The sequence below is a fragment of the Streptomyces sp. NPDC045778 genome, assembly GCF_056431945.1.
On sequence record NZ_JBWKJZ010000014.1, the window covers coordinates 1 to 24,726 of the forward strand.

The window sequence follows — 24,726 nt, forward strand, 5'->3', positions numbered from 1 at the left end:
AAGCCTGGTAACGGGTGGAGTTGACTGGTACTAATAGGCCGAGGGCTTGTCCTCAGTTGCTCGCGTTCACTGTGTTGGTTCTGAAACCACGAACAACCCCACACTCGTAGGGTGTGGTGCGGTAGTTCACAGTTTCATAGTGTTTCGGTGGTCATAGCGTGAGGGAAACGCCCGGTTACATTCCGAACCCGGAAGCTAAGCCTTTCAGCGCCGATGGTACTGCAGGGGGGACCCTGTGGGAGAGTAGGACGCCGCCGAACTCAATTTAGAAAAGCCGTGTTCCCCGAGTCGAAAGACTCGGGGAACACGGCTTTTCTGCGTTGTCCGCCAGCGCCACCCCTCTGCACTGCCGCCCGGCGACTGACGGTAAGGTCTGGGGGCATCATCGGCTCGTTCACAGGAGGCCCCCGGGTGGAGGTCCAAGAGACCCGTGTCCAGACGGACCGGGTCCTCACCATCCCCAACATCCTCAGCATGGCGCGTCTCGTCGGCGTGCCCCTCTTCCTGTGGCTGATCCTCCGGCCGGAGTTCGGCGGACCGAAGAGTGACGGTTGGGCGCTGCTCGTGCTCGCGCTCAGCGGCGTCAGCGACTACCTCGACGGGAAGCTCGCCCGCCGGTGGAACCAGATCAGCAATCTCGGCCGGATCCTCGACCCCGCCGCGGACCGGCTCTACATCCTGTCGACCCTGGTGGGCCTGACATGGCGGGAGATTCTCCCGCTGTGGCTGACCGCCGTGCTGCTGCTGCGCGAGCTGGTACTGCTGGTGATGGTCGGGATCCTCAGACGGCACGGCTATCCGCCGCCGCAGGTGAACTTCCTGGGCAAGGCCGCCACCTTCAACCTGATGTACGCCTTTCCGCTGCTTCTCCTCAGCGACGGAAGTGGCTGGTTCCCTACGCTCGCTGGTATTTTCGGATGGGCGTTCGCAGGATGGGGTACAACGCTGTACTGGTGGGCAGGGATCCTCTACGTGGTTCAAGTCCGCCGACTTGTCAAGGCGGATGCCATGGCCGATTGAGCTCGCCGGTAAGGCAGCGGTAGCGGCTTGCGGGCCCCGAAGAGACCTGTACGGGCCAATATCGGCGGGCTGAGTCGGCTAGATCGTCACCTATCGAGGAGGACGTTTCCGACATGAAGGCCGTCGTGATGGCCGGAGGCGAGGGCACACGCCTGCGCCCTATGACCTCGAGCATGCCCAAGCCGCTCCTGCCGGTGGCCAACCGGCCGATCATGGAGCATGTGCTGCGCCTGCTGAAAAGGCACGGGCTCACCGAGACCGTAGTGACAGTGCAGTTCCTGGCATCTCTCGTCAAGAACTACTTCGGCGACGGTGAAGAGCTTGGAATGGAGCTGACCTATGCCAACGAGGAGAAGCCACTCGGCACCGCCGGCAGCGTGAAGAACGCCGAGGAAGCGCTGAAGGACGACGCCTTCCTCGTCATCTCCGGTGACGCTCTGACCGACTTCGACCTCACTGACCTGATCAGCTTTCACAAGGAGAAGGGCGCGCTCGTCACCGTCTGTCTGACGCGCGTCCCCAATCCGCTGGAATTCGGCATCACGATCGTCGACGAGGACGGCAAGGTCGAGCGCTTCCTGGAGAAGCCGACCTGGGGCCAGGTCTTCTCCGACACGGTGAACACCGGCATCTACGTCATGGAGCCCGAGGTCTTCGACTACGTCGAGGCCGATGTGCCCGTCGACTGGTCCGGGGACGTCTTCCCGCAGCTCATGAAGGAAGGCAAGCCGGTCTACGGCTACGTCGCCGAGGGCTACTGGGAAGACGTCGGCACCCACGAAAGCTACGTCAAGGCACAGGCCGACGTCCTCGAAGGCAAGGTCGACGTCGAACTCGACGGATTCGAGATCTCCCCCGGCGTCTGGGTCGCCGAAGGCGCCGAGGTGCACCCCGACGCCGTCCTGCGCGGCCCGCTGTACGTCGGGGACTACGCGAAGATCGAGGCCGACGTCGAGATCCGCGAGCACACCGTCGTGGGCTCGAACGTCGTCGTGAAGAGCGGCGCCTTCCTGCACAAGGCCGTCGTGCACGACAACGTGTACATCGGGCAGCACAGCAATCTCCGCGGCTGCGTCGTCGGCAAGAACACCGACATCATGCGGTCCGCCCGCATCGAGGACGGCGCCGTCATCGGCGACGAGTGCCTCGTCGGTGAGGAGTCGATCGTCCAGGGGAACGTACGGGTCTATCCGTTCAAGACGATCGAAGCCGGCGCCTTCGTCAACACCTCGGTCATCTGGGAGTCCCGCGGCCAGGCGCACCTCTTCGGCGCCCGTGGCGTCTCCGGCATCCTGAACGTGGAGATCACACCGGAACTCGCGGTGCGGCTCGCCGGAGCGTACGCGACGACCCTGAAGAAGGGCTCGACGGTCACCACGGCCCGTGACCACTCCCGTGGCGCCCGGGCGCTCAAGCGGGCGGTCATCTCCGCGCTACAGGCCAGCGCCATCGACGTACGGGACCTGGAGAACGTGCCACTGCCGGTGGCGCGACAGCAGACGGCGCGGGGGAGCGCCGGCGGAATCATGATCCGTACGACGACGGGGGTGCCGGACTCCGTCGACATCATGTTCTTCGACGGGGAGGGGGCCGACCTCTCCCAGGCCAAGCAACGCAAGCTCGACCGCGTGTACGCGCGCCAGGAGTACCGGCGGGCGTTCCCCGGTGAGATCGGAGACCTGCACTTCCCGTCCAGCGTCTTCGACTCGTACACCGGGTCGCTGCTGCGGAACGTGGACACGACGGGCATCGCGGAGGCGGAGCTGAAGGTCGTCGTCGACGCGTCCAACGGCAGCGCCGGGCTCGTCCTGCCCAGCCTGCTCGGCAAGCTCGGCGTCGACGCGCTGACGATCAACCCCGGGCTCGACGAGTCGCGGCCCACCGAGTCGTCCGACGCGCGCAGGTCAGGGCTCGTGCGGCTCGGCGAGATCGTGGCGTCCGCGCGCGCGGCCTTCGGCGTGCGGTTCGACCCCGTCGGCGAGCGCCTTTCGCTCGTGGACGAGAAGGGGCGGATCGTCGAGGACGACCGGGCGCTCCTGGTGATGCTTGACCTGGTGGCCGCGGAGCGGCGCAGCGGCCGCGTGGCGCTGCCGGTGACGACGACGCGCATCGCCGAGCAGGTCGCGGCGTACCACGGCACGCAGGTCGACTGGACGACCACATCGCCGGACGACCTGACGCGGGTCGGCCGCGGCGACTCGACGATCTTCGGTGGTGACGGGCGCGGCGGCTTCATCGTGCCGGAGTTCAGCAGCGTGTTCGACGGCACGGCGGCGTTCGTACGGCTCATCGGTCTGGTGGCGCGCACACAGCTCACTCTCAGCCAGATCGACGCCCGTATCCCGCGCGCGCACGTGCAGCGGCGCGACCTCGCCACGCCGTGGGCGGTCAAGGGCCTGGTGATGCGCAGCGTGGTGGAGGCCGCGGGCGACCGTTCCGTGGACACCACCGACGGCGTACGGGTCGTGGAGGCGGACGGGCGCTGGGTGCTCGTGCTGCCCGACCCCGCGGAAGCGGTCACGCACCTGTGGGCCGAAGGACCCGACGACGCTTCGGCTCAAGCTCTGCTTGACGAGTGGTCGGCGGTCGTGGACGGCGCCGGGCGCTGAGCGCGCGGGTGTGCCGGGCAGCACCCGTAAGTGGTGCTGTCCGGCACACCGGTGGGGCCATTCGGAGGTAGCGCCCGCGACGTGCGACGATGTGCGGCATGCCGCAGCAGCCCCCCGTTCGGAGCACCGTCTCGCGACCCTCGCGCCCGGACGCTTCCATGTCGCTGCTCACCACCGTCATGGACCACAGCCTGGACGAGGGATACGCCGAGGCCGCCGCCCGCAAGAGGGAAACCGGCGCAGGAGGAGTGCCGAAGACTCTCCGGGCGAAGCTGGGCCTCGCGGCGGGTCTCGTCCTGGCCGCGCTCGTCGTGACCGTCGGAGCCGCCCAGGCGCGCATAGCGGCCCCCGTGCTCGCCAAGGAGCGCGCCGAGCTGATCGACCGGGTCGAGTCGGCGACGGCGGACGCGGACGAGCTGGAGGACGAGGTCGACGACCTGCGTGGCGACGTGAGCGCGCGGCAGCGTGCCGCGCTGCGGAAACACGGCGGCGGTCGGGCCGAGTTGGTGTCGCTGCTGTCCGGCGCCACGCCCGTGCGCGGGCCCGGTGTCCGGCTCGTCGTCAACGACAAGAAGCAGGCCGACCAGGGTGGTGGCGGGCCCCGTGACAGCGCCGGGTTCTCCGACACCGGCCGGGTGCGTGACCGCGACATGCAGCGCGTCGTCAACGGTCTGTGGCAGTCCGGCGCCGAGGCGATCGCCATCAACGACCAGCGGCTGACCGCGCTGTCGGCGATCAGGGCGGCCGGTGACGCGATACTGGTCGACAACAAGCCGCTGGTGCCTCCGTATACGGTGCTGGCGGTGGGCCAGGGGCAACGACTGAGCACCAGGTTCCAGAACAGCCCCGACGGTCAGTATCTGCATGCTCTGCAGGAGAACTTCGGCATCCGGACCAACATCTCCGTGGCCGACGACCTCCGGCTGCCGGCAGCCCCCAGTGTGACCGTACGTACAGCAGAGCCGAAGGCAGGAAAGGGCACAACGTGATCGCCGTATTGGGCCTCGTCGTGGGAGTCGTGGCCGGATTGCTGGTCCGGCCCGAGGTTCCCGCGGTGGTGGAGCCTTATCTTCCGATCGCCGTGGTGGCGGCGCTCGACGCGGTGTTCGGAGGCCTGCGGGCGATGCTCGACGGGATCTTCGACGACAAGGTCTTCGTGGTGTCGTTCCTGTCCAACGTGGTGGTGGCCGCGCTGATCGTCTTCCTGGGCGACAAGCTGGGCGTGGGTGCCCAGCTGTCGACGGGCGTCGTCGTGGTCCTCGGGATCCGCATCTTCTCCAACGCCGCGGCCATCCGCCGGCATGTCTTCCGGGCGTGATGCCGATGAGCTCGACGAGCCCCGTGAACGGGGACGACACGCCCGGTGACGGCCGGCGCAGGGAACTGCCCCCCGAGGTTCCGGTGACGCCCGGGAGGGCCGGGAGCGAGGCTGCGGGCGGCGCGGTGGGGCCCGCGCCGCTGACCGGCCGCCAGCGGCTCGTGCAGGGGCTGTGGCCCCCGCGCCTGACACGTGCTCAACTCATCGTGGCCCTGCTGCTCTTCGTCCTCGGCCTGGGCCTGGCCATCCAGGTGCGGTCCACCAACGACAGCAGCGACGCGCTGCGCGGAGCGCGACAAGAAGATCTTGTGCGCATCCTCGATGAACTGGATGACCGTACTCAGCGTCTGGAAGATGAGAAGCGACGCCTCGAAGAACAGCGCACGGGTCTTGAGAGCAGCTCGGACCAGGCCGAGGAGGCGCGCAAGCAGACCGCCGAGAGGGAACGGCAACTCGGCATCCTGGCGGGCACGGTCGCCGCGCAGGGGCCGGGCATCACGCTGACGATCGACGACAAGAAGGGGACGGTGGAGGCACACATGCTGCTCGACGCCATCCAGGAGCTGCGCGCCGCGGGCGCGGAGGCCATCCAGGTCAATGACGTACGGGTGGTGGCCGGCACCCATCTGTCGGACGCGGCGGGAGGCGGTGTGCGCGTGGACGGCCGGAAGGTCGCCAAGCCCTACCGCTTCAAGGTCATCGGCAAGCCCCAGGACCTGGAGCCCGCGCTGAACATCCCGGGAGGGGTGGTGCAGACTCTGGAGAAGGAGCAGGCCACGGTCGCTGTCGCACGTACGGAGAAGATCGTCGTGGACGCCTTGCGACCGGCGAAGCGGCCTGACTACGCTCGGTCGTCCTCCCAGTGAGGCGGGGGCGCATGCGGGCCTTTGGTCCAGGGCATGAGGTTGCGGGGGGTCGGCGCACCCGGGACGGGGTGCGTGGTGGAAACTGTTTGGCGGATACGGACGTTGTGAGGATGTCCGTGTTGGCGATGCACGCCGGTGTGTGCAGTCAGGGTTCGTCCTGCCCCACGGGCGGGTCTGTTTCGGTCAAGGGGAATCGCCCGTGAAGTTGTTTGCGAAGTTGTTCGGCAAGAGTGCGCGTGAGGACGCGCGTCATCGTGCGCCGCGCCAGGGAGACGTGCCGGAGACCCAGGTGGGCGAGCGCCCGCTGTTCCGGGACCAGGTGGCTGGTCCGGGTGGTGACAATTCGGGCGGACAGGGCGCGTCGTCTGTTGACCCTGCTACTTCCGGCCGCATAGGTTTCGGGGATCCGTCGACCTCAGGTACGGGTGGAGGGTTTTCCGACCCGTACGCGTCCCACGCCCCAGCGGGGCAGCCGCGGCAGGAGGATCCGTCCATGTCGGCCCTGGTGTGTCAGAGGTGCGGTAACCGCAATGCGCAGGCGAGCCGGTTCTGTTCCAACTGCGGTGCGCCGCTGCGGCCCGGAGTGGTGAGCGAGCGCCCGTCCGAAACCACTTCGACGATCTCCATCTCCGGTCTCGAGGCCTATGACGCCGAGGTCACGGGCCAGACGGCGTCCCCGGCGCTGTCGCCCGAGGCCCAGGCGGCCGTGGACGCGCTGCCGCTCGGGTCGGCCCTGCTCGTGGTCCGGCGCGGGCCGAACTCGGGCAGCCGCTTCCTGCTCGACGGCGACCTGACGACGGCGGGCCGCCACCCGCAGAGCGACATCTTCCTGGACGACGTGACCGTGTCGCGCCGCCACGTGGAGTTCCGTCGCGCCGCGGACGGCAGCTTCACCGTCGCCGATGTCGGCAGCCTCAACGGCACGTACGTGAACCGGGAGCGGATCGACTCCGTCGCGCTGTCCAACGGCGACGAGGTGCAGATCGGCAAGTACCGGCTGGTCTTCTACGCGAGCCAGCGGGGCATCTGACCCGCCCCCGGACACGGTCCGGGGGAAGCTTGAGGAAGGTCCATGCTGCACACACCGAGGGGCGGTGCCGGTCACGGCACCGCCGCTGCGGAACACCGGCTGATGAGCATCGGCGCCGTGCTGAACGTGCTGCGTGACGAATTTCCCGAGGTCACCATCTCCAAGATCAGGTTCTTGGAGTCCGAGGGCCTCATCGAACCGCAGCGCACGCCGTCCGGATACCGCAAGTTCAGCCCCGAGGACGTCGAGCGGCTGGCGCACGTCCTGCGGATGCAGCGTGACCACTATCTGCCCCTGAAGGTCATCCGCGAGCACCTGGATGCGGTGGAGCGGGGCGAGCAGGTCACGCTGCCCTCCGTGGGGCAGCAGCGCGACGGGGCCGAGGACGGCGAGGCCGCGGCGGAGGACGAGCGCACCGCCGCCCGGGTGGGGCGCGAAGCCCTGCTCGCCGCCGTGGAGGCCGACGAGGGGCAACTGGCCGAGTGGGAGTCGTACGGCCTGATCACCGCGTTGCCGGACGGCAGCTATGACGCGGACGCCGTGACCGTGGCCGCGCTGGTCGTCGAGCTGGGGCGGTTTGGTATCGAGCCGCGTCATCTGCGTGCCATGAAGGCCGCGGCGGAGCGGGACGCGGCGCTGGTGGACCAGGTCGTGGCGCCGCTGCGCAGGCACCGCAATCCGCAGACCAGGGCGCACGCGCAAGCGCGTACGAAAGAGCTGGCGGGACTCGCGGGACGGCTGCACGCGGCACTCGTGCACAGTGCGCTCGGCGTGCGGGAGCGCTGACTCGACGGGTGCCCGACTACCCAAACCCGCCGGGCACGTCCTAGGGTTGCTGTGTGAACGAGCTCGACGTCGTAGGTGTCCGGGTCGAAATGCCCTCCAACCAGCCGATCGTGCTCCTGCGTGAAGTGGGAGGCGACCGGTACCTCCCCATCTGGATCGGACCAGGGGAGGCGACCGCCATCGCCTTCGCACAGCAGGGCATGGCCCCCGCGCGGCCGCTGACCCACGACCTGTTCAAGGACGTGCTGGAAGCCGTCGGTCAGGAGCTCACCGAAGTGCGCATCACCGACCTCAGGGAAGGCGTGTTCTACGCCGAGCTGGTCTTCGCCAGTGGAGTCGAGGTGAGCGCCCGTCCCTCGGACGCCATAGCGCTGGCCCTGCGCACCGGGACGCCGATCTTCGGCAGTGACGGTGTGCTCGACGACGCGGGGATCGCGATCCCTGACGAGCAGGAGGACGAGGTGGAGAAGTTCCGCGAGTTCCTCGACCAGATCTCGCCCGAGGACTTCGGCACCAGCAGCCAGTGACAGGTCGCGGTCCGCTGCGTGCAGGGGGCACGGTCCGCAGAGTGGGCCAGCTGCCGCCGGTGGCGGGCGGGCGGCCGAGAGACCCCGCGAGGGGCGGCCGAGGGGCCCGCTCCGGAGCATTCGGCTAGCCTTTCCCCGCAGTGTGGGACGGGAAACCACTCGCAGGGTGATTATCACTCGGCGTGCCGAGTGTGGCGATCGTTGACGAGCCCCTGGCGACTGCCTACCGTCGAGAAGGCAGGTCAAGGACGGAGGTCGGCGTGAGAAGCAGCGGCGACGGTACAGCGGTGGGCGGTTCCTATCCGCTGCACGGCGGCTCGGCCGAACCCTCGTTGAGGCGCCCGGTGCCGGTCCACGGTAGCGGTGGCCCGTCCGGACCGGAAGGCCAGGCGCAGCAAGGCGAGCGGGACCGGATCGGCTATCGGGGCCCGACGGCGTGCGCGGCTGCGGGCATCACCTACCGCCAGCTCGACTACTGGGCGCGCACCGGTCTCGTCGAGCCCAGCGTGCGCGCCGCGGGCGGCTCCGGGACCCAGCGGCTCTACAGCTTCCGGGACGTGGTCGTCCTGAAGATCGTGAAGCGCTTCCTCGACACGGGTGTCTCGTTGCAGAACATCCGCACCACGGTGCAGCACCTGCGGGACAGCGGCTTCCGTGACCTTGAGCGCACGACGCTGATGAGCGACGGCGCGACGGTGTACGAGTGCACGTCGCCCGGTGAGGTCCACGAGCTGCTCCAGGGCGGTCAGGGCGTCTTCGGGATCGCCGTCGGTGTCGTCTGGCGTGACGTCGAGGCGGCCCTGTCGCAGCTGCACGGCGAGCGCGTCGACACGGGGGAGACCCTCGTCGGGAACCACCCGGGGGACGAGCTGGCGCAGCGCCGCAATCGCGCTGTGTGAGGCTCTGAGGGGCGAGCGGAGGCCCCGGCGCCCAGCGCCCCTCCCGTGCGCCTACGGGCGCGCACAGGCCCGTACGCGCCCTTTGGGGGCGCCCCTCCGCGCCGCCTCGCCGGTCTTCGCCCGCGGCCACTGGTCGCGGGCGTTGTCAGTGGCGTAGGGCAGCATCAGAGGCGTGAGAACCGCGCCGACGATCCTGCATCTGGACATGGATGCCTTCTACGCGTCCGCCGAGCAGGCCGCGAAGCCGAGCCTGCGCGGCAAGGCCGTCGTGGTCGGTGGCCTGGGGCCGCGCGGTGTGGTGGCGACCGCGTCCTACGAGGCCCGGCGGTTCGGAGTGCATTCGGCGATGCCGATGGGGCAGGCGCGGCGCCTCGCGCCGAACGCCGCGTATCTGGTGCCCCGCTTCGGCCTGTACCGGGAGATCAGCGAGCAGGTCATGGGGCTGCTCCGGCAGCTGTCGCCGCTCGTGGAGCCGCTCAGCCTGGACGAGGCCTTCGTGGACCTGGAGGCGGGCGGCGTCGCGGACGACGCCGTGTCCGCGCGGGCCGTGGGGGAGCGGCTGCGCGCGGACATCCTGCGGGTGACCGGGCTCACCGGGTCCGTGGGCCTGGCCGTCTCCAAGATGGTGGCGAAGATCGCCTCCGAGCAGGCCAAGCCCGACGGGCTCGTGCTGATAGCGGCCGGCACGGAGCGGGCGCTGCTCGGGCCGATGGCCGTGCGGGTGCTGCCCGGCGTGGGCCCCGCGACCGGGGACCATCTGCGACGGGCGGGGATCACCACGGTGGAGGAACTGGCCGAGGCCGGGGAGGACGAGCTGGTGCGGCTCCTGGGCAAGGCCCACGGCGGGGCGCTGTACGCGATGGCGCTGGCCCGGGACGAGCGGCCCGTGGTGGCCGAGCGGGACACGAAGTCGGTCAGCGTCGAGGACACGTACGACGTGGACATCCACGACCGCGTCCGGGTGCGGATGGAGGTGGCGCGGCTCGCGGATCGGTGTGTGCAGCGGTTGCGGGCGGCCGGGCACTCCGGGCGGACCATCGTCCTGAAGGTGCGGAGGTTCGACTTCTCGACGCTGACGCGCTCCGAGACGCTCCGGGGGCCCACGGACGACCCTGCCGTGGTGCGGGAGGCGGCGGCGCGACTCCTGGAGTCCGTGGACACCACGGGCGGGGTACGGCTCCTCGGCGTGGGCGTGAGCGGTCTGGCGGACTTCACGCAAGAGGACCTGTTCGCGCAGGCCCACGCCGTGCTGCGGGCCGAGTCCCAGGTGCCTGGGGCGGAGGACGGGGAAGCCGCAGCGGTCCCGGTGGGCGCCGGGGCCGAGGAGGGCGGCCCCGGCGCCGACGGAGCGGCCGGGGAGCCGGTGGTGCCCGCCGAGCGGCGGTGGCCCGCGGGGCACGACGTGCGGCACGCGGTGTACGGACCCGGATGGGTGCAGGGCAGTGGCCTGGGGCGGGTGACCGTGCGGTTCGAGACCCCGGGTTCGGCGCCGGGGCGGGTGCGGACGTTCCGTACGGACGACCCGGAGCTGGAGCCTTCGGATCCGCTGCCCTTGGTGGCGGCGGTGGGCGAGGGGGCGCTGCCGATGGCGGAAGGCGCTGGGTAGGCGGCCCGCGTGTCCCCCGTGGGGCGGGGGCCGGGTGCTCGGCTCGTCCGGCGTGTGGCTGAGGTCGTGCTCGGGTGCGCGGCTCGTCCGCTGTGGGGGCGGAGCAGTGGTCAGGTGCCCGGCCCGTCCGCCGGGGGGCGAAGCGGTGGCCGGGTGCGCGGCTCGTTCGCCGTGGGGGTGAAGCCGTGGTCAGGCGCCCGGCTTGTCCGCCCTGGGGTCGAAGCGGTTGTCGGGGGCGCGGCTCGTCTGCGCCGGGGGTGAAGCCGTGGTCAGGTACCCGGCTCGTTCGCCGTGGGGGCGGAGCAGTGGTCAGGCGCCCGGCTCGTCCGCCCTGGGGTCGAAGCGGTTGTCGGCGGCGCGGCTCGTCTGCGCCGGAGGCGAAGTCGTGGTCAAGTGGCCGGCCCGTCCGCCGGGAGGCGAAGTCGTGGTCAAGTGCCCGGCCCGTCCGCCGGGAGGCGAAGTCGTGGTGTCGGATCGTTCGCCGTGGGGGCCGAGCGGGGGTCAGGCGCCCGGCTCGTCCGCCCTATGGCCGAAGTCGTGGTCGGGCGCCGGGGGTGGTGTCACGTCCAGGCCGTAGTGGCGGTAGAGCTGGAGTTCCTGCTCGGGGGAGAGGTGGCGGCCGACGCCGAAGTCGGGGGCGTCCTTGATCAGGGCGCGCTCGAAGGGGACGCGCAGGGTGCCGTCCCTGACCAGCTCGCTGGGTTCCAGCGGGACGAACGCGTCACGGCTGAACAGACCGGTGCGTATGGCCGCCCACTCCGGGGCGCCCGTGGCGTCGTCGAGATAGATCTCGTCGACCGTGCCGATCTTGGTGCCGTCGCGGTCGAACGCCTTGCGGCCGATCAGATTGCGGGGATCGATATCCGTCTGCACGTTCCCTCCAATTGGTCGCAAGTCATCCGGGCTCATCCGTTTTTCGGTCGTCATTCCTACGAAAGAGCACATCGGGGCGGGCGGCCACTCGAGGGATCGGCCACGGACCGCGCTGGTAGGCTGGCAAGCGGCTGTTGACCCCGTGCGGGAGAGCTCTTCGGTGGCAGCACCGGAGGCGCCGAAGGAGCAACTCCTCCCCGGAATCTCTCAGGCCCCTGTACCGCACGGACGAGGCCACTCTGGAAAGCAGGGCGGGCGTCGGGCGGGCACGTCCGGATCCCTTCCTCACCGACGGTGAAAGCAGAGCCGCCCCGGCGGAGCTGTGAAGCTCTCAGGTTGAGATGACAGAGGGGGAGGCCGTCCGGGTACCCGCGCCGTGGTGCCCCTCGCAGGTCGCGTCAGACCAGGAGGCCTCCGCAATGACAGCCACCCCTCGCACTCCGCTCACGCAGCTCGAGCAGGGAATCCCCTTCGAGCAGCGGCACATAGGGCCCGATGCAGAAGCCCGCGCCAAGATGCTCGCCCAGGTCGGGTACGGCTCCCTCGACGAGCTGACGGCCGCCGCCGTGCCGGATGTGATCAAGAACGCCGAGGCCCTGGAGCTGCCCGGCGCGCGTACGGAGGCCGAGGTCCTGGCCGAGCTGCGCTCCCTGGCGGACCGCAACCAGGTGCTCGACTCGATGATCGGGCTCGGCTACTACGGCACGTTCACGCCGCCCGTGATCCTGCGGAACGTGATGGAGAACCCCTCCTGGTACACGGCGTACACGCCGTACCAGCCGGAGATCTCCCAGGGTCGCCTGGAGGCGCTCCTCAACTTCCAGACCGTCGTCGCCGACCTGACGGGCCTGCCCACCTCCGGCGCCTCGCTGCTCGACGAGGGCACCGCGGCCGCCGAGGCCATGGCCCTCTCCCGGCGCGTCGGCAAGGTCAAGAACGGCGTGTTCGTCGTCGACGCCGACGTGCTGCCGCAGACCATCGCCGTGATCCAGACCCGGGCCGAGCCGGCCGGCGTCGAGGTCGTCGTCACGGACCTCGGCGACGGCATCCCCGCCGACCTCGCCGAGCGCGAGATCAACGGCGTGCTGGTCCAGTACCCGGGCGCCTCCGGTGCCGTGCGTGACCTCAAGCCGGTCATCGAGCAGGCCCACGGCCTGGGCGCGATCGTCACCGTGGCCGCCGACCTGCTCGCGCTCACGCTGCTCACCTCGCCCGGCGAGCTGGGCGCCGACATCGCCGTCGGCACCACGCAGCGCTTCGGCGTGCCGATGGGCTTCGGCGGCCCGCACGCGGGCTACATGGCGGTGCACGAGAAGTTCGCCCGCAACCTGCCCGGACGCCTGGTCGGCGTGTCCGTCGACGCCGACGGCAACAAGGCCTACCGCCTCGCCCTCCAGACCCGCGAGCAGCACATCCGCCGCGAGAAGGCGACCAGCAACATCTGTACCGCCCAGGTGCTGCTCGCCGTCATGGCGGGGATGTACGCGGTCTACCACGGCCCCGAGGGCCTCAGGACGATCGCCCGGCGCACCCACCGCTACGCCACGCTGCTCGCCGAGGGCCTCAAGGCCGGCGGCGTGGAGATCGTGCACGGCGCGTACTTCGACACGCTGACCGCGCGCGTGCCCGGCAAGGCCGCCGACGTGGTCGCCGCGGCGCGCGAGGGCGGGGTCAACATCCACCCGGTCGACGCCGACCACGTGTCGTTCGCCTGCGACGAGACCACCACGCGCGCGCAGCTGTCCGCGCTGTGGACGGCGTTCGGCGTCGAGGCCGACGTGGAGGCGCTGGACGCGAGCGTCGAGGACACCCTGCCCGCGGGCCTGCTGCGCACCGACGAGTACCTGACCCACCCGGTCTTCCACCAGCACCGCTCCGAGACCGCGATGCTGCGCTACCTGCGCCGGCTCGCCGACCGCGACTACGCGCTGGACCGCGGCATGATCCCGCTCGGCTCCTGCACGATGAAGCTCAACGCGACCACGGAGATGGAGCCCGTCACCTGGCCGGAGTTCGGGCAGCTGCACCCCTTCGCGCCCGCCCAGCAGGCGCAGGGCTATCTGACCCTGATCCGCGAGCTGGAGGAACGTCTCGCCGAGGTCACCGGCTACGACAAGGTCTCCCTCCAGCCGAACGCCGGCTCCCAGGGCGAGCTGGCCGGTCTGCTCGCGGTGCGGGGCTATCACCGCGCGAACGGCGACGACCAGCGCACCGTCTGCCTCATCCCGTCCTCCGCGCACGGCACCAACGCCGCGAGCGCCGTCATGGCCGGGATGAAGGTCGTCGTGGTGAAGACGGCCGACGACGGCGAGATCGACGTCGAGGACCTGCGCGCCAAGATCGGGAAGCACCGCGACGAGCTGGCCGTCCTGATGATCACCTACCCGTCCACGCACGGCGTGTTCGAGGAGCACGTCGCCGACATCTGCGCGGCCGTGCACGAGGCGGGCGGTCAGGTGTACGTCGACGGCGCCAACCTCAACGCCCTGGTGGGCCTCGCCAAGCCGGGTCACTTCGGCGGCGACGTCTCGCACCTGAACCTGCACAAGACCTTCTGCATCCCGCACGGCGGCGGCGGCCCGGGCGTCGGCCCGGTCGCGGTGCGCGAGCACCTCGCGCCGTACCTGCCGAACCACCCGTTGCAGCCCGCCGCGGGCCCCGAGACGGGTGTCGGCCCGATCTCCGCCGCGCCGTGGGGCTCGGCCGGCATCCTGCCGATCTCCTGGTCGTACGTACGACTCATGGGCGGCGAGGGCCTCAAGCGTGCCACCCAGGTGGCCGTGCTCTCGGCGAACTACATCGCCAAGCGCCTGGAGCCGCACTACCCGGTGCTCTACACCGGTCCGGGCGGCCTGGTCGCGCACGAGTGCATCATCGACCTGCGGCCGCTGAGCAAGGCCACGGGCGTGAGCGTGGACGACATCGCCAAGCGGCTCATCGACTACGGCTTCCACGCGCCGACCATGTCCTTCCCGGTCGCCGGCACGCTCATGATCGAGCCGACGGAGAGCGAGGACCTGGCCGAGATCGACCGGTTCTGCGAGGCGATGATCGCCATCCGCGGGGAGATCGAGAAGGTCGCGAGCGGTGAGTGGACCGCCGAGGACAACCCGCTGCGGAACGCGCCGCACACGGCCGCCGCCCTCGGCGACGACTGGGAGCACGGCTACAGCCGCGCCGAGGCCGTCTTCCCCGCGGGCGTGTCGGCCGCGGACAAGTACTGGCCGCCGGTGCGCCGCATCGACCAGGCGTACGGCGACCGCAACCTGGTCTGCTCCTGCCCGCCGCTGGACGCGTACGAGGACTGATCCGCGGCCCGGGTGGCGGGCCGTGCGACCCGGGCACAAGTCAGGGCCGGTGCGGAGGACTTCGCGTCTTCCGGGCCGGCCCTGGTTCTTTCTGGACTGTCTGTGGTACGCCGCTTCCGTGCGGACGGCTCAGGCGGCCGTCATCACCTGATTGGTGCCCAGCGGCCGGTGCGGCGCGATGATCTCGCCGTTCGGCAGCAGCTCACCGGTGTCCTCGAAGAGCAGGACCCCGTTGCACAGCAGGCTCCAGCCCTGCTCCGGGTGGTGCGCGATGAGGAGCGCGGCCTCCCGGTCGGCGGATTCGGCTGTCGGGCACGACGGTTGGTGCTGGCACATGGAAGGGTTCTTTCGCTGCGAAGTGGTGGTTGTCGCGTCTGTGCTGCGGCTCGATGCGCTCGATGCGGTGGTCATGCCGCCCCCGTTCCCCCGTTGGTTGGTCGGTCCAGTCCAGTGTTGCCCTACGGACGTGATTCCGCAGGGATTTTGCGGCAGCGCTCCCTACTGCCTTAAGGACGTATCACCCGCCCGGACGGTTCAGCCCAACTCCCCTGTCCCTTCGGGTGGTTCGGCGTGGCCGAAGTGGGCTAGTCCGGATGGGCATTCCGGGCAGGGGCGTGCCCCGCGGCCCGAGGGGCGGCGGGGCACGGAAGCGGAATCGCGCCGTGGCTCAGGCGGGCGAGCCGAGCAGCGGGGCCGGGGTCAGCCGGTGGGTGAGGACCGGCAGGAGGTCGGCGGCGCGATGCGGCCGGTGGGCGGCGATGCCGGGCGGCGCGGGGGCGAGCGGCACCAGGAGGTCGGTGGGGGCGAGCGGGCCGCGGGCGGCGTCCGCGGCGCGGTCGGCGTGCAGCCACAGGGTGAGCATGTACAGCTCCGGTACGGACAGCAGGCGCGGCTGGTACGGCTGCGGCATGGCCTCGGCGTGACGCAGCGCGCGCTCGGCCGACGCGATGTACGGACCCTCGCAGAAGTGCGAGAACGTCCAGCCGTCGGGCGTGAGCATCGTCTCCGCCGCGGCCACCGAGCGCTCGCCGCAGCGGATCAGGAAGCGCCAGCCGGTGAGCTTCGTGGCCGCTCCGGTCACCGGTGCGGGCCCCGCCGCCGCGTGGTCCAGTTCGTGCACGGGCAGCGGGACGGCCGGGCTCACGGGGCCTTGGGCGGTGCGCAGGGACGGCGTACGGGCCTCACGGACGGCGGTGGGAGAGCTGAGGGCCGCGAGGACGCTGCGCAGTGCGGGCGCGGGAGCCGGGGGGACATGCAGCGGCATGGTGGGTCGCCTCTCTCATTCGACAGGCACAAGTGGAGCGGGGGGCAGGTGCGGACGGCGCTGTCTGCTCGGGGCCAGAGGGGGCGGGGGCAGGGGCCCCGGGGGACGGGGGACCGCGAGCGCCGACTCTCTGCCTCAATCCGGGAGTTTATACGACACGCGTTCAGGAAGCGTTTCGGCTAGCTGTCCCTCATATGCCGGGCAAGTCGTCATTCGGTCGCACTTCTGGGGGATTTCTCCTGATTCCGGATCGCGTCCGGGCGTTTGACCTCGTGATTTCTCGCGGTTGCGGTCGGCTGATTCTCGTCGGTTTTTTCACCACAACCGGAGGAAGGGAAAGCGGCGTCGCGTCCCTTGCCTGGTGAATGTGCCGCACGGCACATTCTGGAGCCTACCGGTCCGGGGTCGTTCGTGGGGCGTTACGGATCACATCGTCGGGGCATCATCCCCCGTACACAGCGGCCGGGTTGGTGGCTGCCCATCCGGAGGAGGGACGCTTCGATGGGGGAAAAGGTCGAGGCGGGATCGTACGACCTGTCCGATCGCCAGCTGTACCGGATCAAGCACCGGCAGTGCCTCGACGCGCTCGCGCGGATGCTCGACGAGCGGCGCTTCGACCGGCCCAAGAACCTCCTGGGCCTGGAGATAGAGCTGAATCTCGCGGGGCCCGACGGCACGCCGAGGATGATGAATACGGAAGTTCTCAGGCGTATCGCGAGCCGCGATTTCCAGACGGAACTCGGAATGTTCAATCTGGAAGTGAACATCGCCCCGCACCGGCTCGGCGGCCGTGTTCTCGATCAGCTCGCCGAGGAGTTGCGCACGGCTCTCGCGTATGCCCACCGCAAAGCGAACGAGGTGGACGCGGGCATCGTGATGATCGGCATTCTGCCGACCTTGAGCCGCGAGGACCTGGTGTCCGCGAACCTCTCCGACGACGACCGCTACGCGCTGCTCAACGACCAGATGGTGGCGGCCCGCGGCGAGCACTTCGCCCTGGACATCGAGGGCGTGGAGCGGCTGCGGTGTTCGTCGGCGTCCATCGCGCCCGAGGCCGCGTGCACGTCGGTGCAGCTGCACCTCCAGGTCACGCCGGGCAAGTTCGCCGACGTGTGGAACGCGGCGCAGTCGATCGCGGCGGCCCAGGTCGCGGTGGGTGCCAACGCGCCGTTCCTGTTCGGGCGCGAGCTGTGGCGCGAGTCGCGGCCACCGCTGTTCCTCCAGTCCACGGACACGCGGCCGCCCGAACTCCAGGCGCAGGGCGTGCGGCCGCGCAGCTGGTTCGGGGAGCGCTGGATCAGCAGCGCGTACGACCTCTTCGAGGAGAACCTGCGCTACTTCCCGGCGCTGATCCCGCTGTGCGACCACGAGGACCCGCAGCGCGTGCTCGACGACGGCGGGGTGCCGCAGCTGGCCGAACTGACGCTGCACAACGGCACGGTGTACCGCTGGAACCGGCCCGTGTACGGCATCGCCGACGGCGTGCCGCACCTGCGCGTGGAGAACCGGGTGCTGCCGGCGGGTCCGACCGTCACGGACGTCATCGCCAACGTCGCCTTCTACTACGGCGTGGTGCGCGCGCTCGCCGAGGAGGCGCGGCCGGTGTGGAGCAGGCTGCCCTTCGAGACGGCCGTCCGGAACTTCGACGCGGCCTGTCGCCACGGCATCGAGGCCTCGCTCGAGTGGCCGCGGCGCGGGCGGCACGGCGGTCTCGCGCGGGTGACCGCCGTCGATCTCGTACGTGACGAGCTGCTGCCGCTGGCCGGGGCCGGGCTCGACGCGTGGGGCGTGGAGCCCGCCGACCGCGATCTGTACCTGGGCGTGATCGAGGAGCGGTGCAGGCGGCGGGTCAACGGCGCGTCCTGGCAGGCGGCGACCTACCACCGGGCCCTGGAGCGCGGCCTGGAGCGCGAGGCCGCCCTCGCGGCCACCACGCGCCGGTACTGCGAGCTGATGCACGCGGGGGAGCCGGTGCACACCTGGCCTGTGGGGCTTCCGGAGCCGGCGCTGCCGGTGCGGTGAGGCCCGGGTACGGATCGCGGTCGGCGCGGACGGGGCCCCGGCGCACGGGGCCCCGCGTGTCCGCGCGCCGTGGCGTGCGTGATCTCGTGAGCGCGGGTCGGCCGACCGCCGTCGGCGGGCATCGGGCAAGCTTGACGACCCAGGCGCGGCCCTCGTACCGATCGGTGCGAGGGCGCGGCGCGGTGAGCGACGAGGCGGGATCACGCAGTGGAGGCAGAAGTGCGAGCGGAGCCGGGGCCGACGGCTGGTGTCCTTCCCGAGGCGAAGCCCTCGCGGCGGATCTTGCGCGACGAGACGCTGCTCGTCCTCGCCCTCTCGCTCGGCGCCAGCGGTGTGTCCGCGCTCATCAGCTTCATCGGCTCGGTCACCAAGCCGGGCGGGCTCAAGGACCAGGCGGCGACCCTCAACTCATCGGCAGCTCCGGGGCGGCCCTGGCTGGACCTCGCGTGGCAGCTGTTCGGCATCACGACCGCCCTGGTGCCGGTCGCCCTGGTGGCCCACTTCCTGCTGCGGGAGGGTTCGGGTCTGCGCGCGCTCGGGTTCGACCGGACGCGGCCGTGGCCCGACCTCGGGCGGGGCGCGGCTGTCGCCGCGGTCATCGGCTCCACGGGCATCGCCTTCTACCTGGCGGCCCGAGGCCTCGGCTTCAATCTGACGGTGGTGCCGGAGGACCTGCCGGACGTGTGGTGGAAGTATCCGGTGCTCGTCCTGTCGGCGCTCCAGAACTCGATCCTCGAGGAAGTCATCGTCGTCGGCTATCTGCTGCGCAGGCTCGACCAGTTGGGGTGGTCGCCGATGGCCGCTCTCGCGGCGAGTTCGGTCCTTCGCGGCTCGTACCACCTGTACCAGGGCATCGGCGGGTTCGTCGGCAACATGGCGATGGGCGTGGTCTTCGTCCTGCTCTACCGCAGGTGGGGCCGGGTCGGGCCGCTGGTGGTGGCGCACTCGCTGCTGGACATCGGGGCGTTCGTCGGATACGCGCTGCTCGCCGGGAAGGTGGGGTGGCTGCCCACCGCGTGAGGTGCCTCTTGCTTCGTCGTGCGCCCGCCGCGTGATCCGACGCGGCGGGCGCACGTGCGTCAGGCCAGCAGGTCGCCCTCGATGATGGTGACCGCGTGGCCGGTCAGCAGGGTGCGGTCGCCGCGCAGCTCGGTGCGCACCAGGCCGGATCGGGGTGAGGCCTGAAGTCCCGTCAGCTCGGTGCGGCCGAGGCGCGCGGACCAGAAGGGCGCGAGGGCGGTGTGCGCGCTGCCCGTGACCGGGTCCTCGTCGATGCCCACGCGCGGGAAGAAGCCGCGCGAGACGAAGTCGTAGCCGCGGGCCGGGTCCTCGGCGAGCGCGGTCGCGATGATGCCCCGCTCGGAGTGAAGGGCCAGGGCCCGGTGGTCGGGGGTGAGCGCGCGGACCGTCTTCTCGTCGGCCAGTTCGACCAGCAGGTCACCGGTGTGCGGGCCCGCGTCGTACACCGAGAGCGGCTCGGCGCCGAGCGCTTCGGCGATGCCGGCGGGGGCGGGGGTCGCGGTGAGCGGGGCGGTCGGGAAGTCGAGCGTGATGGTGCCGTCCGCGTGGGCGGTGGAGACGAGCACCCCGGCCCGGGTGGCGAACCGCACCGTCCCCTCGGCGGTGCCCGTGGTGCGCAGGACGTGGGCGAGGGCCAGGGTGGCGTGGCCGCACAGGTCGACCTCGGTGGCGGGCGTGAACCAGCGCAGTGCCCAGTCCGCTTCGCCGCCCGGGGGCAGCGGGTGGGCGAAGGCGGTCTCGGCGTGGTTGACCTCGGCGGCCACGTGCTGGAGCCAGATGTCGTCCGGGAACGCGTCGAGCAGCAGGACCCCGGCGGGGTTGCCGGTGAAGGGACGCTCGGCGAAGGCGTCGACGATGCGGATGCGCTTCCGTGGGGATGTCGTCATGAGGGCGACGCTAGGGGGCCACACCTGCCCTTGGACAAGGCCAATTCACTGGAACTGGACCTGATTGGTGGCGCGGGGTGGGTTTTTGGTCATGAGGCGGGGTGCTTCGGGAGGGGCATGGCGTCCTGGGGTTGTCAGCCGAACAGTTCCGATATATCGTTGAGACATCGCGACTGATCAGCGATGGCACTGTTCGGTGGTGTCGCTGATCGACGAGCGAACGACGCCGGCACGAGAAGTGCGGCGAACGATCAACGAAAAGGGATGATTCGACATGCGTTCCCACGGTTATGAACACGAGCACCAGCGCGGTCGCGGGCGCGGCCCCTACGGCCCCGGCCCCGAGGGGCGCGGCGGCTTCAGCGGCGGCTTCGGCGGCGGCTTCGAGGGGCGGCGCGGCGCGTTCGGCCCCTTCGGGCCCGGCTTCGGCGGCCCCGGCCCCTGGGGCGGACGCGGTGGGCGGGGCGGTCCGCGCGGCCGTGCCCGGCGCGGCGACGTCCGGGCGTCCATCCTGGCCCTGCTGAAGGACCGGCCGATGCACGGCTACGAGATGATCCAGGAGATCGCCGAGCGCAGCGGCGGGGCGTGGAAGCCCAGCCCCGGCTCCGTCTATCCGACCCTCCAGCTCCTGGAGGACGAGGGCCTGATCGTCAGCGAGAGCGAGGGCGGCAAGAAGCTCTTCTCGCTCACCGAGTCCGGCCGCGCCGCGGCCGACGAGGGTGCGGACGCGCCCTGGGAAGAGGCCGGGCGCGGGGTCGACTGGGAGGTCCTCGGCGAGATCCGGCAGGCCGGTTTCGGCCTGATGGAGGCGTTCGGCCAGGTCTGGAAGACCGGCTCCAAGGAGCAGCGCGAGAAGGCGCTGACCGTCATCAACGACGCCCGCAAGAAGCTGTACCTGATCCTCGCCGATGAGGACTGAGGCAGCCAGGACCGCGCCCTCAGCGCGGCCGTCGAGGCGCCCCGCACGACAGGTGCGGGGCGCCTTCCCCGTGCGCGCTCCGGCCGGCGCGGGCCGTGTGCGGCACGAGGGGCGCGCTCACTCCACCAGGTCACCCAGCTTCCGCAGGGACTCGTTGAGCGCCGCCGTCACCGAGTCCTTGAGCTTGCCCGCCATCATCGAGACCGTCGCGCCGCTGAACTCTCCGTTGGCGCGCACCGTCGTCGCCTCGCCGTCCGGCACCACCGTGTAGCGGGTGCCGACCGTCACGCCCATCGGGCCCTTGCCCTTGATCGCGAAGGTACGGCCGGCCTCCAGGTCCACGACCGTCCAGGCGACCTCGGCGGGGAAGCCCATCAGCTTCATGGTCTCCGTGAACGTTCCGCCCACTTCCAGCGAGGCGGGCGGGCCTTGGGGGAAACCGGTGTGCGTCACGTTCCACTTTCCGTACTGGGACAGATCGGATAGCTGTGCCCAGACCTTCTCCGCTGGTGCCTCGATCCGTGCTTCCGCGCTGACTTCGGGCACGGCGACCACCCCTTCTCGTCGGGCGCTGCGGCGGGCGCAGCGACGGTGTCGCGGAAAGTAGCCCCAGGGTCCCCAACATTCAAGACGGCCGAACTGGCCGCTCGGGGTAGCCGGATAGGCTGGTTTCCTTCCTCCGTACCGCTGGTACGTCGTACCGCCGGAACTCCGTACTGCCGGAAGGCCCCTCCATGCCCGCTCCCGCCCACTCCGCCGCCCACCCCCCGGCCTCCGCCGCCGTCGTGGCGCGGCTGCGCGCGGCGGGTTGCGTGTTCGCCGAGGAGGAGGCGGAGCTGCTCGCGGCCGCCGCCGCGACCTCCGAGGAGCTGGACGCGATGGTGGCGCGGCGGGCGAGCGGGCTTCCGCTGGAACACGTCGTGGGCTGGGCCGAGTTCGCGGGCCTGCGGATCGCCGTCGACGCCGGGGTCTTCGTGCCGCGTCGCCGCACCGAGGCCCTCGTGCGCGAGGCGGCCGCGCACGCGGCACCCGGTGCCGTCGTCGTCGACCTGTGCTGCGGATCCGGTGCTCTGGGAGCGGCGGTCGCCGCCGCGCTCGGCCGCGCCGAGCTGCACGCCGCCGACATCGACCCGGCGGCCGTGGCCTGCGCGCGCCGCAATGTGAGCACCGCCGGAGGCCGGGTGTACGAGGGCGATCTGTACGCGGCCCTGCCCGCGGCGCTCCGCGGCCGGGCCGACGTCCTGCTGGCCAACGTGCCGTACGTCCCCTCCGGCGAGGTGGCGCTGCTGCCCGTCGAGGCCCGCGAGCACGAGGCGCGTGTCGCCCTCGACGGCGGCGCCGACGGGCTCGACGTGCTGCGGCGGGTGACGGCCAACGCGCGGCGCTGGCTGGCGCCGGGCGGACGGCTGCTGTTCGAGACGAGCGAGCGGCAGGTGACCGCGGCGGTCGCGGCCGTCACGGACGCGGGCCTCGTGCCGCGCGTCGTCACGGACGACGAGCTGTACGCGACGGTGGTGACCGGGCAGCGCCCCGCGTAGGGGGCCCGTTGCCGGGTCGGTCCGGCGCGGCCGAAGGCGCCGGACCGACCCGGCACGGGGGTCAGCCGACGCGCTGTATCTCCGCCGCGTCGAAGAGGTCGAAGGCCCGGGGGAAGGGGCCCTCGTCGTGGCAGTGCCACGCTTCCCAGAACAGATCGGCGGGCAGGGCGTCCTCCGGCGCGTACACGCGGTACACGTACAGTCGGCCGTCGACCGCTGGCAGGGTGACCAACCAGCACCTGCTCTCCATGCCACAGACAGACGAGCGCCGGAGCGAAGTGGTTGCGCACCCGGCGTGAAGCATCGGGGCGCACGCCCCACCTGCGAAAACCGCCGAAAGTCATCCGTAAGGAGGACAACCCGCCCGGCAGTGCCCAACTTGTGCGGGACGCGGAAATGCTTCCCGCCGCCGATGCGGGGAGCTGAGGGGGCTGATGGGGTGGGAGGTGTGCAAAGCCGTACCCCCCAGGGCGCCGAACCCGGCCCGACCCGAACCGACGTCGATCCCAGCCTGAGCGCGGCGCTGGCCTCGGTGCTGTCCGGTGCGCGCAGGCGGGCCGTACGGGACGGCGACCGACAGGTCGACACGGCCCATCTGCTGCACTCGCTGCTTGAGTACGAGCCGCAGGTGCGCGCGGCCTTCGACGGCGGCCCGCAGCTCGCGCGGCTGCTCGGCTATCTCGTCCAGCGCAGCATCGGCTACGGCCTCCAGTGGCAGGGCACCGTCGAGGACTCCGGGGCCGTGCCGGTCGTGCCGTCCGCCAAGGAAACGGTCCTCTCGCCCGCCGCCGCCGGAGTCATGGAGGCGGCCCACGAGCGTGCCCTGCTGCGCGGAGAGGCCCAGGCGCACGGCGTGGACCTGCTCGCCGCCCTCGCCGCGGACCGGGAGAGCCGGGCCGTCGAGGTGCTGCGGCGCGCGGGCGTCGACGCCGACGTGCTGCTCGCCCGGCTCGAGAGCGACGGCGACGCGGAGCCTGAGCCGGCCCGGTGACGGCCCGCACGCCGGCCCCGGACGGCGCGTGCCGCGCGGTGGTGTCCGCAGCTCAAGACAGTGGTCATCAGGGGTGACGCTCATGACCCCGGCTGCCATCATGTGCCGGTGCGTGGGACTCAGAAGAAGCTCCGGGGGACGGCGGGCGGCGGCAGAGGGCTCGGCCTCGGCCTAGCCCTGGTGTCGGCGGTCGCCTTCGGCGGCTCCGGGGTCGCGGCCAAACCGCTGATCGAGGCGGGGCTCGACGCGCTGCACGTGGTGTGGCTGCGGGTCGCGGGCGCCGCGCTCGTGATGCTGCCCGTGGCCTGGCGGCACCGGGCGCTCGTGCGGCGCAGGCCCGCGCTGCTCGCCGGGTTCGGGCTGCTCGCCGTCGCCGGTGTGCAGGCCTGCTACTTCGCCTCGATCTCTCGCATCCCGGTGGGCGTCGCGCTGCTCCTGGAGTACCTCGCGCCCGCGCTCGTCCTGGGCTGGGTGCGGTGCGTGCAGCGCAGGCCCGTGACACGGGCGGCGGCGCTCGGCGTGGTGCTCGCCGTCGGCGGGCTCGCCTGCGTCGTCGAGATCTGGGCGGGACTGAGCTTCGACGCGGTCGGAGTCCTGCTCGCGCTCGGGGCCGCCTGCTGCCAGGTCGGCTACTTCGTCCTGTCCGACCAGGGCGGCGACGCGGGCGACGACGCCCCGGACCCGCTCGGCGTCATCGCGTACGGACTGCTCGTCGGTGCGGCCGTGCTCACCGTGATCGCACGCCCCTGGGGCATGGACTGGGGCGTGCTCGCCCGCGCCGCCGACATGGACGGCTCCCGCGTGCCCGCCTGGGTGCTCATCGGCTGGATCGTGCTGCTCGCCACGGTCGTCGCGTACGTCACCGGGGTCCTTTCGGTACGCCGCCTCTCACCGGCGGTCGCGGGCGTCGTGGCCTGCCTCGAAGCGGTCGTCGCCACGGTGCTCGCCTGGGTCCTGCTGGGGGAGCGGCTCTCGGCGCCCCAGCTCGCCGGGGGCGCGCTCGTCCTCGTGGGCGCGTTCATCGCCCAGTCGTCGGCGCCCGTGCGGCCGTCGCCGGACGGGGTCGCGGGCGGCGTCCCGGAATCCGAACAGCGGTTGTCCCCGGACGGGACCGCCGCATAGGGTGCTGATCATGCACGCACGCGCACTCGTTCTTCCGCCTCCGGCCGCCTGAGCGCGGGCCCTTCACGGATCACACCCGGCCGTCGGCCGGGCTGAACGGTGCTGCCCGCAGACGCCAGTC

General features: G+C 71.2%; 23 protein-coding genes, 1 rRNA gene and 1 riboswitch. Of the genes, 18 read left to right on the top strand and 6 right to left on the bottom strand.

The features are described 5' to 3' along the window. The first annotated feature begins 143 nt into the window (after nucleotides 1–143). The 11 genes from rrf (at nucleotide 144) to AC07GB_RS19310 (ending at nucleotide 10,661) form a co-directional block, all read left to right on the top strand. Nucleotides 144–260 (top strand): 5S ribosomal RNA (gene rrf, locus AC07GB_RS19260). Nucleotides 261–411: 151 nt separating this feature from the next. Further along, entirely contained in the window at nucleotides 412–1,020 is a 609-nt protein-coding gene (gene clsA, locus AC07GB_RS19265) for a cardiolipin synthase ClsA (protein WP_478846915.1), read from the top strand. Nucleotides 1,021–1,133: 113 nt separating this feature from the next. Beyond that, on the top strand, nucleotides 1,134–3,629 hold the full coding sequence (locus AC07GB_RS19270; protein ID WP_478846916.1) for a sugar phosphate nucleotidyltransferase: 2,496 nt from the start codon (nucleotides 1,134–1,136) through the stop codon (nucleotides 3,627–3,629). An 89-nt stretch (nucleotides 3,630–3,718) separates the two neighbouring features. Beyond that, a complete protein-coding gene (locus AC07GB_RS19275) occupies nucleotides 3,719–4,618 on the top strand; it encodes a DUF881 domain-containing protein (protein ID WP_478846918.1) in 900 nt (299 codons plus the stop codon). After that, entirely contained in the window at nucleotides 4,615–4,947 is a 333-nt protein-coding gene (locus AC07GB_RS19280; RefSeq protein WP_003988855.1) for a small basic family protein, read from the top strand. The genes AC07GB_RS19275 and AC07GB_RS19280 overlap by 4 nt, the downstream gene beginning before the upstream one ends. Before the next feature lie 5 nt (nucleotides 4,948–4,952). Continuing rightward, nucleotides 4,953–5,813 (top strand): DUF881 domain-containing protein, encoded by an 861-nt coding sequence (locus AC07GB_RS19285; RefSeq protein WP_478846920.1) that lies wholly within the window; start codon nucleotides 4,953–4,955, stop codon nucleotides 5,811–5,813. A gap of 82 nt (nucleotides 5,814–5,895) precedes the next feature. Next, nucleotides 5,896–6,843, top strand: coding sequence for an FHA domain-containing protein (locus AC07GB_RS19290; protein ID WP_478847297.1), 948 nt, complete (start codon nucleotides 5,896–5,898; stop codon nucleotides 6,841–6,843). Between the two features lie 42 nt (nucleotides 6,844–6,885). After that, nucleotides 6,886–7,629 (top strand): transcriptional regulator FtsR, encoded by a 744-nt coding sequence (ftsR, locus tag AC07GB_RS19295; RefSeq protein WP_478846922.1) that lies wholly within the window; start codon nucleotides 6,886–6,888, stop codon nucleotides 7,627–7,629. 53 nt (nucleotides 7,630–7,682) lie between these two features. After that, nucleotides 7,683–8,156 (top strand): bifunctional nuclease family protein, encoded by a 474-nt coding sequence (locus AC07GB_RS19300; protein WP_028797289.1) that lies wholly within the window; start codon nucleotides 7,683–7,685, stop codon nucleotides 8,154–8,156. Between the two features lie 260 nt (nucleotides 8,157–8,416). Next, nucleotides 8,417–9,055 (top strand): MerR family transcriptional regulator, encoded by a 639-nt coding sequence (locus tag AC07GB_RS19305; RefSeq protein ID WP_478846924.1) that lies wholly within the window; start codon nucleotides 8,417–8,419, stop codon nucleotides 9,053–9,055. Between the two features lie 172 nt (nucleotides 9,056–9,227). After that, nucleotides 9,228–10,661, top strand: a complete 1,434-nt coding sequence (locus tag AC07GB_RS19310; protein WP_478846926.1) for a DNA polymerase IV — start codon at nucleotides 9,228–9,230, stop codon at nucleotides 10,659–10,661. Nucleotides 10,662–11,162: 501 nt separating this feature from the next. Here the strand turns inward: AC07GB_RS19310 and AC07GB_RS19315 are convergent. Further along, complete coding sequence (locus AC07GB_RS19315) at nucleotides 11,163–11,534, bottom strand: PRC-barrel domain-containing protein (protein WP_478846928.1); 372 nt, start codon at nucleotides 11,532–11,534, stop codon at nucleotides 11,163–11,165. Between the two features lie 135 nt (nucleotides 11,535–11,669). After that, nucleotides 11,670–11,767, top strand: a riboswitch (glycine riboswitch). Between the two features lie 186 nt (nucleotides 11,768–11,953). Between AC07GB_RS19315 and gcvP the strand changes: the two genes are divergently transcribed. Beyond that, entirely contained in the window at nucleotides 11,954–14,842 is a 2,889-nt protein-coding gene (gene gcvP / locus AC07GB_RS19320; protein ID WP_478846930.1) for an aminomethyl-transferring glycine dehydrogenase, read from the top strand. 129 nt (nucleotides 14,843–14,971) lie between these two features. On the opposite strand, the gene AC07GB_RS19325 is transcribed toward gcvP, so the two are convergent. Both AC07GB_RS19325 and AC07GB_RS19330 read right to left on the bottom strand, forming a co-directional pair. Next, a complete protein-coding gene (locus AC07GB_RS19325; protein WP_478846932.1) occupies nucleotides 14,972–15,178 on the bottom strand; it encodes a DUF5999 family protein in 207 nt (68 codons plus the stop codon). A 331-nt stretch (nucleotides 15,179–15,509) separates the two neighbouring features. Continuing rightward, a complete protein-coding gene (locus AC07GB_RS19330; RefSeq protein WP_478846934.1) occupies nucleotides 15,510–16,106 on the bottom strand; it encodes a hypothetical protein in 597 nt (198 codons plus the stop codon). Between the two features lie 501 nt (nucleotides 16,107–16,607). On the opposite strand from AC07GB_RS19330, the gene AC07GB_RS19335 reads away from it, so the two are divergent. Further along, nucleotides 16,608–18,128: a glutamate-cysteine ligase family protein gene (locus tag AC07GB_RS19335; protein WP_478846936.1), complete on the top strand. Its 1,521-nt coding sequence runs from the start codon at nucleotides 16,608–16,610 to the stop codon at nucleotides 18,126–18,128. 219 nt (nucleotides 18,129–18,347) lie between these two features. Next, the gene (locus AC07GB_RS19340; RefSeq protein WP_478846938.1) at nucleotides 18,348–19,148 is read left to right on the top strand and encodes a CPBP family intramembrane glutamic endopeptidase; all 801 of its coding nucleotides are present in this window, start codon (nucleotides 18,348–18,350) and stop codon (nucleotides 19,146–19,148) included. 59 nt (nucleotides 19,149–19,207) lie between these two features. On the opposite strand, the gene AC07GB_RS19345 is transcribed toward AC07GB_RS19340, so the two are convergent. After that, the gene (locus AC07GB_RS19345; protein WP_478846940.1) at nucleotides 19,208–20,035 is read right to left on the bottom strand and encodes a PhzF family phenazine biosynthesis protein; all 828 of its coding nucleotides are present in this window, start codon (nucleotides 20,033–20,035) and stop codon (nucleotides 19,208–19,210) included. Between the two features lie 274 nt (nucleotides 20,036–20,309). Between AC07GB_RS19345 and AC07GB_RS19350 the strand changes: the two genes are divergently transcribed. Further along, on the top strand, nucleotides 20,310–20,954 hold the full coding sequence (locus AC07GB_RS19350) for a PadR family transcriptional regulator (protein WP_478846942.1): 645 nt from the start codon (nucleotides 20,310–20,312) through the stop codon (nucleotides 20,952–20,954). Between the two features lie 117 nt (nucleotides 20,955–21,071). On the opposite strand, the gene AC07GB_RS19355 is transcribed toward AC07GB_RS19350, so the two are convergent. Next, complete coding sequence (locus AC07GB_RS19355) at nucleotides 21,072–21,500, bottom strand: type II toxin-antitoxin system Rv0910 family toxin (RefSeq protein WP_478846944.1); 429 nt, start codon at nucleotides 21,498–21,500, stop codon at nucleotides 21,072–21,074. Nucleotides 21,501–21,688: 188 nt separating this feature from the next. Between AC07GB_RS19355 and AC07GB_RS19360 the strand changes: the two genes are divergently transcribed. Beyond that, entirely contained in the window at nucleotides 21,689–22,492 is an 804-nt protein-coding gene (locus AC07GB_RS19360; protein WP_478846946.1) for a putative protein N(5)-glutamine methyltransferase, read from the top strand. A 61-nt stretch (nucleotides 22,493–22,553) separates the two neighbouring features. Here the strand turns inward: AC07GB_RS19360 and AC07GB_RS19365 are convergent, their stop codons facing one another. Further along, nucleotides 22,554–22,742 carry a hypothetical protein gene (locus AC07GB_RS19365; RefSeq protein WP_478846948.1) on the bottom strand — a complete coding sequence of 63 codons (189 nt, stop codon included), beginning with the start codon at nucleotides 22,740–22,742 and terminating at the stop codon, nucleotides 22,554–22,556. A gap of 198 nt (nucleotides 22,743–22,940) precedes the next feature. Between AC07GB_RS19365 and AC07GB_RS19370 the strand changes: the two genes are divergently transcribed. Further along, nucleotides 22,941–23,483 carry a Clp protease N-terminal domain-containing protein gene (locus tag AC07GB_RS19370; protein ID WP_478846950.1) on the top strand — a complete coding sequence of 181 codons (543 nt, stop codon included), beginning with the start codon at nucleotides 22,941–22,943 and terminating at the stop codon, nucleotides 23,481–23,483. A 102-nt stretch (nucleotides 23,484–23,585) separates the two neighbouring features. Further along, a complete protein-coding gene (locus tag AC07GB_RS19375) occupies nucleotides 23,586–24,605 on the top strand; it encodes an EamA family transporter (protein ID WP_478846952.1) in 1,020 nt (339 codons plus the stop codon). Nucleotides 24,606–24,726 lie beyond the last annotated feature (121 nt).